An 11,694-nucleotide genomic window follows, 5' to 3' on the forward strand; every position below is an offset into this window, starting at 1 on the left:
TAGCCTAAACCAAACCTGATGAACACCCAATCGTTGACAAAAAAATGGAGCAAAACCATTTGCCTTGCATTTCTTTACTCTCTTTCAATTTTTTCAAATTGTTATTCGAAGGGAAATCGTATTCAATCTTCTGATTTAAAAGATAGTTTAATAAGCTTATTAAAAAAGTCTGGCAACGATACTTTAATGATTGATAGTGTGTACGCACATATACGAATTAACCGACGCAGACTAGGTGAGGAGTACAAAAATACATTGTTGGAATATATTGATTATACAACAAAGATTCAATATTCTAGGGGAGCTATGCGCATGTACGATCGTTTAGGCTTAAATGAACGCTATGATGAACGCTATGACTCAGCCGTGTATTATCACCTTAAATCTCTGGAACTGGCCTTAGAGCTTAAGGATAGTTTTCAAATGGCTTATAACTATAATAATATTGGACAGGCTTATCGACTGCAGGATATAAATAACCTGGCCATTAAGAATTTTCATAAAGCACTGGAGTTGCAGGAAGCAAATGGTAACGATAAAGGAGCATCTTTTACACAAAACACTCTTGGAGCTGTTTATGTAGTTCAGAAAGAATACGATCAGGCCATGCATTATTTCAGGGAATCGCAGAAGATTGCTGTACGCAGAAAAGACCAAAGAACTCAATCATATAATTTGGGGGCGATAGGCGAAGTTTTTCTGTTGAGAGATCAGCCCGATTCAGCTATTGTATATTTTAATACAGCCAAAGATATTAAACAGCAAATGGGCGATAAAAAGGGCCTCGCCGTTTCAAAGCACCTTGTAGGGCAGGCATATTTTAAAAAAGGTAATTATGTTGAGGCTCAAAAGTTCCTGAATGAGGCATTGGTTATTCATCAGAAATATAATAACGAACGATACATAGCACTTTGTTTCGACTATCTGGGTAAAGTTAAATTGAAACAGAATCAATTTTCTGAGGCTGGAGCTTATCTATTAAAAGCAAAAGAAATTGCATCAAATATTCATTCTTACGAAAACCTGATCTCTATCAATAATTCACTAAAAGAATACTATCAAGAGATGGACAAATGGCCAATGGCCATGTTGGCCATTCAGCAGAATCAACAAATAAACGATAGTTTGTTTAGTTTAAAAAAGACTCGTGAGATGCAGGCTCTGGAAATTGAGTATGAAACTGAAAAACAAGAGCAACAGATAAAATTACTATCGGCTGAGAATGAAATTAAGGAGCAACGTTTAAAAATTGGTATTGCAATTATTACTTTGCTTGTTTTAACAATTGCGTTTGGTATTTTTATTCAAAAAGAGAAACAAAAACGTTTTGTACTTGAGCGCGATAAAGTTAAACAGCAACTGTTACGATCGCAGATGAATCCACATTTCCTGTTTAATGCTTTAGGAAGTATTCAAAGTTATATGTATCAGAATGATGTAAAGACAGCTGCCCGATATATGGGTAATTTTGCTTCCTTAACACGATCGATATTAAATAATTCAGCAGTTGAACAAGTTTCGCTCGAAGAGGAAATTAGTACTTTAACAAATTACCTGGAGCTCGAAAAAATGAGGTTACAATCCAATTTTCAATATTCAATCAAGGTGCCGGAAGAAATGGATATTGAATTTATTACTGTTCCACCTATGTTGATTCAGCCATTTGTTGAAAATGCCATTAAGCATGGTATTAAAAATTATACGTCAGGTGGAAAGGTGGAACTAACGTTTGAAGAAACAAGTGATCTTATTCATGTAATTATTGAAGATAATGGAGAAGGGATAGATACTACCAGAGGGAAAATGGTAAGTAGTCATAAATCAATGGCTACCTCTATTTTTAAGCAACGGATGAAAATTATCAGAGATAAGTTTCCCAATGTTCCGGAACCTGTAATTGCCGATTTATCAGATGTTAACCGTAAAGGAACACGTATTGATTTGTATTTACCGATACTGGAATTAACTTCAACCTCAAATGCCTGAAAAAATGAGTGAATATAAAGCTGTAATTATTGATGATGAACCTAATATGCGCATGTTGTTGCGCGAAATGGTTGCAGATAATTTTTCGGATATTAGAATTGTTGCTGAAGGAGCATCTGTTGAAGAAGGAGTTTCGATCATTGAGTTGCATAAACCTCATATTGTGTTTTTAGATATTGAAATTAAAGGCGGTACCGGTTTTCATATTTTGCAAAAAGTTAAGCCTTATTCATTTAAACTTATCTTCATAACAGCTTTTAATCAATTTGCTATCAAGGCTATAAAATTTAGTGCCATTGATTATATATTAAAGCCTGTGAACGAAACCGAGTTTGTTCAAGCAGTCAATACAGCCATTGAAGGTGTCAGACAAACGTTAAGTATAACACAGATGGATAATTTTATTCAACATCTGGAAAAAGAGGAACAACGCAAAAAAATAGTTCTTCGCACATCTGATGCAATTCACCTGGTTGAGGTTAGTGATATTATTTATTGTAAAAGCGATAATAGTTATACTTCGTTCTATTTGAAGGATAAAAAAGAGATTCTGGTTTCAAAATCAATTAAAGAATTTGCTGATTTATTGGAAGAATATCGTTTCTTTCGACCTCACCAGTCATACCTGGTTAACCTCAATTACGTAAATAAAATTGATAAGAGTGATGGAGGATTTATCATTCTTAATAACGGCAAAGAAATACCTGTTTCGATGCGTCGTAAAGCCTATGTTTTGCAAATGGTTGAAACATTATAGACTAATTGGTCGGGTATAGGCCAAAACAAATTCCGCTAAAAACAATACGCTTTCAAGTAAGGATAGTACCAATTCAAATTTACCCCGTTGTCTCATGTTTTTGGACTCTACTTTTGGAGAGTAAACAATTAAAAACCTAAAAAACATGAGAACAATAAAAATGTCTTTGGTGCTAAGCGCACTTTTCGTTTTTGGATTAACTGCAAATGCACAGGACTCAAAATTTATGTTGGGAGCTGGAGTGGATTATGCTACCGAAATTCAAAATCTGGGTATTCATTTAAAAGGTCTGTATCAGATTAATGATGTATGGGAAGCAGATGCAGGTTATACTTATTATTTCAAGAAAAACTATACCAATTGGTCATCACTTGATTTTAATGGTCACTATGTTTTTAGCTGCAACGACAAAGGATGTTTCTATGCACTTGCCGGATTAAATGTAACTTTTTATAAAGTCAAGTTCGATAATGTCGTTAGTGATTATGAGGTTGATTACAGCGACGAATATACTGATTATTATGATAGTATGTTGAGTCTTGCTACTGACATGGAGGCCAAGGGCTCTGATGTTGGGTTAAATATAGGTCTGGGTGGAAGAATGGGTTTGACTGATAATCTATTCCTTACAGGTGAAGTAAAATACACATTGGGTGGAGCCAATTATTTGAATATTGGTGCTGGTATTTTGTATGCCTTTTAATAAAAAATAAACTATCGGGAAATGAGTTTCGGGATACTCTCAAAAGGTGTCTCGAAACAATTTTCTGAATTTCCTTCAGTTAACCCAATGTAATCGCTATGAAAAAACTGATCATACTAATATATCTTTTTGTTCCTGCTTTTTTAATGCAGGCTCAGATAAAAGTCGACGTAGGTAAAAAAGTAGAAAAAACAGCTAATAGAAAAGCCAATCAGAAGACGGATCAGGCTATTAATAAAACCTTCGATAAACTTGAAGAAGGGGTTGGTTCGCTATTTGGCAAGAAAAAGAAAAATACATCAAAAAGTATCACATCTGAACAGAATAATAATACTCAAGAAGTTTCAACTAATGAGTCAACTGTTGATGAGAATATTAAAGCTGATAAGGTAACCATGAGTTGGAGTAAATTTGATTTTGTACCTGGTGACGAAGTTATTTTTTCAGATGCTCCCGATATGGATGAAGAAAACGGAGAGTTTCCAACCCGTTGGGATTTGAAAGCTGGGCAGGTTGAAGTTGTGGAAGTAAATGGTGAGAAAGTGATTGCTTTTTTCGACGGAATGCCTGAAATAACTCCGTATCTTAAGAATGCCGAAACCGATTACCTTCCTGAAACTTTTACCGTTGAATTTGATGTTTATCGTCCTTCACACGGTAATCGTTTCTTTGTTTATCTATGGGATCGGAAACGACAAAAAAGCGGTGGTAATGCTGAAATAGAAATCAACCTTAATCGAGTGAGTGTAGGCGAGATTTCTGCCGAATATGCACCAGAGCGAGATAACGAACAAGGACGATGGATGCATATTTCAATAGCTTATACCAAAGGAAAGCTTAAAGTATATCTTGATGATACACGTTTAATAAATATTCCTCATTATGAGTTTAATCCATCCGGACTATCCATCCAATGTTATTTTGCCAATGTGAATGAAAAGCAAATCTGGTATCTGAAAAATGTAAGAATTGCTAAAGGTGGTGTTAAATATTACGATCGTATTTTAAGTGACGGAAAGATTGTTTGTAATGGTATCCGATTTGATGTAAATAAAGCTTCTCTTAAACCTGAATCGATGGGGCAAATCAACGAGATTTACCAGTTGATGAATAAAAACACCGATCTGAAGTTTTCTGTTGAAGGACATACAGATAGTGATGGTAATGATCAACAAAATCAGACATTATCTGAACAACGGGCTAAGGAAGTCATGAATACTCTTATCCAAATGGGGATTGATGCGTCTCGCTTACAATCGAAAGGTTTTGGTGAAACTGTACCGTTAAATAATAATGCTACCCCTGAAGAAAAAGCCAATAACAGACGGGTGGAGTTTGTGAAAATCTAACTTTTAAATTTTCATTATGGGAACTTTAATATCTGTTTTGGTATTATTTGCTGTCATTTTCTTAACTGTTTGGGGCATCATGAAAGGAATTAAAAGAGCAAAAGAAAACTTTAGTTATGGAATAAATGCAGCTCAAGATAAAGTGCACGAAATAAGAATGGCATCGAAAAACGAATCCAATGAGGTTAAGAAACTAAATGCCGAGCAAGAGAAGGGTCTTGAGATGATTGAGCAACTTCTGGATAAACTTAACTAAAACCTGAAAAGATGAGTATGAATTATATAATCGGAATAGTGGTTGTATTGGTTGTGATGATTACAATTAGTTTGTATAATCGTTTGATCCAACGCAACAACGAAGTAGAAAATGCTTTTGGTGGTGTTGACGTACAGTTGAAGAAACGTTATGATTTAATACCTAATTTAATTGCAGCTGTTAAGCAATATGCTGCTCACGAAAAAGATTTACTTATCAATATTACATCATTGCGCAGTATGGCAATTGATAAGAATCTAAGTAACGACGAAAAGGTTGCAATTGACAACCAGATTTCATCAGCGATGAAAAGTATAATGGTGGCTGTTGAGAGTTATCCTGATTTAAAAGCGAACGATAGCTTTATGAACCTTCAACGAAATCTTACAGAAGTTGAGTCACAGATATCGGCTGCTCGTCGCACATATAATGCAATAGTAACTGATTACAATAACAATATTCAAACTTTTCCTGGAAATTTAATGGCGGGTTTTCTGCATTATTCCCGAAAAGCTGTGTTTGTTATTCCTGAGGTGGAAAGGGCTAATGTAAACGTATCAGCCATGTTTAATCAATAGATCTTAACCAATGGAAAATCAAGATTTATTAATGCTTTTTAATCAGGAGCTTAAGCCTGAATTAGAAAGTATCGAGACTCAGCGAAAAACAATCAAGCGATTGATTGGTGTATTGATAGCAGGTTTGGTATTAGCTAAGATTACATATGAAAGTATTCGAAATGATTATGTAGCCTGGCCTGTAGCTATTGGTTTGGCTTTGATTGGTTTGGTGATGGGAGCCAAAGCTATGCTTAAATATTTTAAGTATAGGTCTATTTTTAAGAAAGAAGTTGTAACTAAAATAGTTCATTTCATCAATCCTTATTATGTATATGATCACAAGCGCCATATTAATGCCAGTGATGTTATAAAAAGCAACCTGTTTGGTGAAAAAATAGATCGTTGCCAGGGTGATGATTTTGTATCTGGGATAATTGATAAAACGGATTTTCAATTCTCTGAAATACATCCTCAATACAAGCGTGTTACAACAGAGGATGGTCAGCGTAAAACAGAGTGGATAACCATTTTTAACGGATTATTTTTTATGGCTGACTTTAACAAACATTTAAATGCCGAAACGTATGTTTTACCTGATAAAACAGAAAAACGTTTAGGCCAATGGATACGAAAATTTCAGAAAAATAGTGACTTTGGAACTTTAGTGAAATTGGAGGACCCAACGTTTGAAAGCGAGTTTAAAGTGTTCTCATCTAGTCAGCAGGAAGCTCGTTATGTATTAACTCCAACTATGATGCAGGCTATCGTTCGTATACGTCAAACGTTAAAAGAAGACTTCCGTTTTTCATTTATTGGCAACCGTGTATACTGTGCAGTAGGTTTCAAAAAAGGATTGTTTGAACCTCGTATACGTAAATCGGGTGTCAACTTTCGAGATGTGGAATTTATGCATCAGCTTTTCTCTCTTATCGAACTGATTATTCAGGAAATGAATTTGAATACACGGATCTGGACTAAAGAATAAAACCATGAAAAATACATTTGTTTTAGGATTGTTATGGATGCTTTTTATGCTAGGCGCATGCAATAGTAATAATTACTTGTCGCCGGTAGATCCGAAAATACCAGACATATTTCAACAAGATAGTTTATCAAATGCATTGATAAATAATAAGCTGGAGCAAATAAATCAATTAAGTCGAAAAGCTGAAGATGTTGCGCATTTGATGGAAGGTACAGGAAGTTTGGATATGGATGAGATGAAAGGATTGGACAAAGTTCGGTTTATGAAAGATTTTGCTCAGGTGATGTTTATCATGAAGGATTTTGGTGAAGGAATGGAAGAATATCAAGATTCACCATCGGCAAATTTGGCTGTTGGGGATACTTTAAATGCTGTTGACTTTTTAATGAATGTTATGGCACTTCGAATAATCGAAATTCAGCAAAAATATCCCCATTTAAAAGGACTTTTGAATAGCAATTCTACTCAGTCTTCCGATTCAACTCATCTTGTAATGGATTTTGGTTTCTGACAGAGATAGAGATATATGGAATCTCAACTAGTAGATATTTTAACCAAACTTAAACTTAATGCAGAATTAAAAATGAAAAAGAAAATTTTACTTTCAATCTTATTTTCCTTAACAAGTACTATTGCCATGCTTGCTCAGATAGTTGCTTTTCAGGGAATCTCAAAAACAAGAATTAATTTATCAAGTTCAACGGTTGTTGGTGAAGTAACCATTAATCCTCAAGTGGCAGGTAAAGTCATTGTTCGTTTTGATGGAGACTGTTCAACCGATGTGGGTGATCGTATAGTTTTGGCTGCCAGTAATACACCAAACTGGGGAACGAACGACGGAAGTGTTTCTGTTGAAGCGGTAAGTAATGATATCCCAAACAGACCTTTTTCGCATACAAGGGTTTATGATGTTTCACCCGGAAGTAATACTTTTTATGCGATTGCTCAGAATTATGTTGAAACGGATGGTTCGGGTATTGCATCTATCTATGGAAGTTTAACGGTTGAATTTGTACCCAATGGGGTTTATACTGTTACAAGTGATAATATTTCTCAGGTTCAGATCGATCTGACTACCAAGACGGTTGTAGGTCAGGTAGCTGTTGATGCCAATACATCAGGTAAAGTTATTGTTCATTTTGATGGTAGATGCATCTCTGATGTTGGTGATCGAATAGTATTGTGTGCTAGCAATACAACTTCCTGGACTAGTAATGATGGGAATGTTGCAGTAGAAGCCATTGATACAGATCTAAACAGAAATTCATTTTCGCATACACGCGTTTATGATGTTACAGCTGGTAGTCATGCTTTTTATGCTGTTGCACAAAATTATGTTGAAACAGATGGAAGTGGAGTAGCTTCTGTTTATGGAACGCTCACAGCAGTTTTTATACCAGATGGTTTATTGCCTTTTGCTTATTCCCGCATCGTTGAAGTGAATACAGATTTGACTAACGTAAAAACGGTTGGACAAGTAAGTATAAATGCTGCAACATCAGGAAAAGCCATTGTTCATTTCGATGGTATGTGCAATTCTGATGAAGGAGATATGATTGTGTTGGCTGCCAGTGATACACCTGACTGGGCCGTTAATGATGGCAATATTTCTGTTCAGGCAGTTGATGCTGATTTAAACCATAATTCATTCTCACACACCCGAGTTTATGATATAAATGCGGGCTATCATACCTTTTATGCAGTGGCTCACAATTATGTTGAAACAGCTGGGTCGGGTGTTGCTTCTATCTATGGAAGCCTTACCGTTGAGTTTATTCCGGATGCAACAAGTACAATAATAGATAATCAATTGGTTGAATCGGCATTTAATATATATCCGAATCCATGCAGTGGTAGTTTTTGCATTGAAGGAGCATCAACTTTTAATTGTGAAATATACAATATGGCCGGTAATAAGGTTGTTACCTTTTTGAATAATAGAGCATATTCTCCTTTTAACATTGAGAACTTACCTTCAGGATCGTATCTGGTAAAAATAATAACAGATGAAGGTTCATTGATTAAAAAATTGATTGTTGAATAAAAAAAAACGATGACAATGTGTATTTTAAGAAATATTGCAGTGGTTCTTTTATTGGCATTTTCACTGGTAATGAATGCCCAGATTGATTCCGAAAAATATGCCGTAAAGTCTGGTCATGTTGAATATACCTTATCGGGCAATACAACCGGAACAAAAACTATATGGTGGGATAATTATGGCGATAAGACCTACGAAGAAATAAAATCGGTTACCGAAGTTAAAATGTTTGGAATCAAAAGCCGTGAAGAAACACATACAATAACTGTAACTGTTGGTGATAAGTTCTGGTCGGCCAATCTTTTGGATGGATCAGGTCAAAAAGGGGTGCTGGATGTGAAAGAACTGGCTCATGCCATAGCCGAGGATATGACAGAGGAAGAAGCCAAACAAATGGAACAACAGCTATTGGATGCATTTGGTGGCGAAAAGCTGGGAACAGAAAAATTCCTTGGTTATCCTTGTGAGGTGTTGTCTGTAATGGGAGCCAAATCGTGGATATATAAAGGTGTTGTGTTAAAGTCAACAGCTAAGTTGATGGGTATGGAGAATAATGAAGTAGCTACTTTGTTTGATGAGAATATTAGTATTTCAGATGATCGCTTTACTCCACCTTCAGATGTCGAATATCAGGATATATCTACTTTGCAGCAAAGTATGTTTGAATAAAAATGTGATACTAACAATTTAATTCTCAGCGAATGGGTTAATAGTTGTTGAGTCAGGAGGTTGCCATAAGATGTGGTAGCCTCCTTTTTTTAAAAAACACTTCGTGTACCCGTAAAATTAGTTCTGAATTCTGAAGGGGTACAACCTTGTCGTTTTTTGAAAATGCGGTTGAAATTGGAGATGTTGTTGAATCCACATTCAAAACAAATCTCACCAATACTCTTATTACTCTCGATTAATAAACGGGTGGCATAACCCAGGCGAATCTCATTAACAAAATCAACAAACGACTTGCCTGTACGCTGTTTTATCAATCGGCTGAATGAAACGACGGTCATATTTACCCGACTGGCGGCATCTTCCAATTTTATTTTTTTGCCAAAATTTTCTTTTACAAAGGTGTAGATCGACTCTATACGTTCGCTGTTGTGAAAATCATTCTGGCGAAGGAAGGACATGTTAGTTAATAACTGTTGGTCTCTTGAAATAGCAAGGTCATATAATAAAGATTGAAATTCAAGATAACTGTCAAAGCCTCTTTTTTGACTTAATCTTTGAAGTCGTGGCTCAATCATATTAATTGTTTCCTGTGAAAACAGTATTCCCCTATATGCATTGTTCATTAATTCTTTAACCGGTTGTAGGAGATTGCGACTTAGTAAATCGTCATTGAATAATTCTCTGGGGAATTGAATGGTTATCTCGTGTAAAGTCTCTTTTCCTGTGTTCTTGTAATTTTCCCAGCCATGGTATAAATTGGGGCCAACCATTACCAGTTCTTTTTCTTCAATTTCTCCAATATGGTCACCAACCACTCTTTTCCCTCCTTTGGCATGGCGTATATAATTAATCTCAAATTCAGGGTGAAAATGAATGGGAAAGTTGAAAAACTCTCTTTCTCTATCGAAAATTAAGAAACAATCATTCTCTTTCAGAGGAGTTATTTCACGATGAATTTGATTTGACATAGCTGTGATTTTGATGCAAATATAGTTGTTGTGATAAAATAGTACAATTCTATTATTATATAAATGATGGAAAATTGCAGTGAATAGTAGCTTGTTGAATTTGTGTGTGTAATAGAATGTATTTGTATATCAATTAAATAAACACAATAGTGATTTTGGAAGAATAGTAAAAGTTTATATGAATGATAAAATAGTATTTATTAGTGATGTAAAAATACTTGTTGAAGCTTATATGTGGAGCTACTTTTGTTTAAAATTTTAATTGCTATCCAGGTTGTATGAAGATGTGTTTTAATAAGATCTACTGTCTTTTTCTTATGGTGGTTATTACAACTGTTGCCTGTGATGATCAATCTGAGGAAAAAACGGGTCGCCAAGAGTTGATCGAAAGATTGCAGAGTATAAAAGGGAAAGGTATATTATTTGGTCATCAGGATGATTTAGCATATGGCATCAATTGGAAATATGTTGATGGTCAATCGGATGTTAAACGTGTTGCCGGGGATTATCCTGCTTTGTTTGGATGGGAATTGGGAGGATTAGAGCGGGGAGATGCTTGTAATCTGGATAGTGTGCCTTTTGATGTGATGCGGAGTTTGGCTATAAAGGCTTCTCAAAATGGAGGTATTAATACTTTTAGCTGGCATCCATATTCACTTATTAATGGCGAAAACTCATGGAACACAGATACAACTGTTGTTAAATATATCATTCCAGGAGGAGAATATCACAATGAATTTATCAGACAGTTAGATAAGTTGGCTGTATTTCTGAATTCTTTTCAGATGGAGGATGGAAAGAAGATGCCGTTTATCTTTCGCCCTTGGCATGAGATGGACGGAAGCTGGTTTTGGTGGGGTAGTAAACATTGTACTTCCGATGAGTTTAAAGCGCTTTTCCGTTTTACGATTGATTATCTGAAAAATGAAAAGGGTATGGATCAGATGGCAATAGCTTATTCGCCTGATTGTAGTTTTAATTCGCTTAATGAATACCTTACCTGGTATCCGGGTGATGAGTATGTCGATATTGTGGGGATGGATAATTATTACGATTTACGTGTAGGAGGGGATGTTGATGCAGCCATTAAAAAGCTTCAGATAGTGGTTGGATACACAAATCAAAAGGGGAAAATCTCAGCCTTAACCGAATCGGGGATAGAAAATGTTGCAGATACAACCTGGTATACCCAAAAATTAGGAGTTGTGTTAAAGGATAGTCTGGTAGCTGCAAATCTTAGTTATACTATGGTTTGGCGCAACGATCCGGATGTTCATTTCTTTTTCCCATATCCGGGACATCCGGGAGCAGTTTATGCAAAAGAATTTTTAGATCAGGATCATATCTGGTTATTAAATGATCTGGTTGAATCAGAAAAATAGAGTGAGTAATCATAGTATTGAAAGAATTATAATAATGT

The 11,694-nt window shown here is 35.4% G+C and carries 12 protein-coding genes; 11 read left to right on the plus strand and 1 reads right to left on the minus strand.

The window, feature by feature from the left end; genetic code table 11:
* Positions 1-18: 18 nt before the first annotated feature.
* The 10 genes from ACRD62_RS08375 to ACRD62_RS08420 all read left to right on the plus strand — a co-directional run bounded on the left by ACRD62_RS08375 (position 19) and on the right by ACRD62_RS08420 (position 9,306).
* Entirely contained in the window at positions 19-1,986 is a 1,968-nt protein-coding gene (locus ACRD62_RS08375; RefSeq protein ID WP_430819686.1) for a tetratricopeptide repeat-containing sensor histidine kinase, read from the plus strand.
* A 4-nt stretch (positions 1,987-1,990) separates the two neighbouring features.
* The gene (locus tag ACRD62_RS08380) at positions 1,991-2,743 is read left to right on the plus strand and encodes a LytR/AlgR family response regulator transcription factor (protein WP_430819687.1); all 753 of its coding nucleotides are present in this window, start codon (positions 1,991-1,993) and stop codon (positions 2,741-2,743) included.
* A gap of 145 nt (positions 2,744-2,888) precedes the next feature.
* Positions 2,889-3,446 (plus strand): hypothetical protein, encoded by a 558-nt coding sequence (locus ACRD62_RS08385; RefSeq protein WP_430819688.1) that lies wholly within the window; start codon positions 2,889-2,891, stop codon positions 3,444-3,446.
* 98 nt (positions 3,447-3,544) lie between these two features.
* The gene (locus ACRD62_RS08390; protein WP_430819689.1) at positions 3,545-4,795 is read left to right on the plus strand and encodes an OmpA family protein; all 1,251 of its coding nucleotides are present in this window, start codon (positions 3,545-3,547) and stop codon (positions 4,793-4,795) included.
* A 16-nt stretch (positions 4,796-4,811) separates the two neighbouring features.
* Positions 4,812-5,051 (plus strand): hypothetical protein, encoded by a 240-nt coding sequence (locus ACRD62_RS08395; protein WP_430819690.1) that lies wholly within the window; start codon positions 4,812-4,814, stop codon positions 5,049-5,051.
* A 17-nt stretch (positions 5,052-5,068) separates the two neighbouring features.
* A complete protein-coding gene (locus ACRD62_RS08400; RefSeq protein ID WP_430819691.1) occupies positions 5,069-5,629 on the plus strand; it encodes a LemA family protein in 561 nt (186 codons plus the stop codon).
* A gap of 10 nt (positions 5,630-5,639) precedes the next feature.
* Entirely contained in the window at positions 5,640-6,596 is a 957-nt protein-coding gene (locus tag ACRD62_RS08405) for a DUF3137 domain-containing protein (protein WP_430819693.1), read from the plus strand.
* 4 nt (positions 6,597-6,600) lie between these two features.
* The gene (locus ACRD62_RS08410; RefSeq protein ID WP_430819694.1) at positions 6,601-7,107 is read left to right on the plus strand and encodes a hypothetical protein; all 507 of its coding nucleotides are present in this window, start codon (positions 6,601-6,603) and stop codon (positions 7,105-7,107) included.
* 72 nt (positions 7,108-7,179) lie between these two features.
* Positions 7,180-8,640, plus strand: coding sequence for a T9SS type A sorting domain-containing protein (locus ACRD62_RS08415; RefSeq protein WP_430819695.1), 1,461 nt, complete (start codon positions 7,180-7,182; stop codon positions 8,638-8,640).
* 15 nt (positions 8,641-8,655) lie between these two features.
* The gene (locus ACRD62_RS08420) at positions 8,656-9,306 is read left to right on the plus strand and encodes a hypothetical protein (protein ID WP_430819696.1); all 651 of its coding nucleotides are present in this window, start codon (positions 8,656-8,658) and stop codon (positions 9,304-9,306) included.
* Between the two features lie 89 nt (positions 9,307-9,395).
* Here ACRD62_RS08420 and ACRD62_RS08425 read toward each other — a convergent pair whose 3' ends face one another.
* A complete protein-coding gene (locus ACRD62_RS08425; protein ID WP_321408551.1) occupies positions 9,396-10,274 on the minus strand; it encodes a helix-turn-helix domain-containing protein in 879 nt (292 codons plus the stop codon).
* A 278-nt stretch (positions 10,275-10,552) separates the two neighbouring features.
* Between ACRD62_RS08425 and ACRD62_RS08430 the strand changes: the two genes are divergently transcribed.
* Complete coding sequence (locus ACRD62_RS08430; RefSeq protein WP_430819697.1) at positions 10,553-11,656, plus strand: glycoside hydrolase family 26 protein; 1,104 nt, start codon at positions 10,553-10,555, stop codon at positions 11,654-11,656.
* Positions 11,657-11,694 lie beyond the last annotated feature (38 nt).

Source organism: Carboxylicivirga caseinilyticus (assembly GCF_050589785.1).
Taxonomy (GTDB): Bacteria; Bacteroidota; Bacteroidia; order Bacteroidales; family Marinilabiliaceae; genus Carboxylicivirga; species Carboxylicivirga caseinilyticus.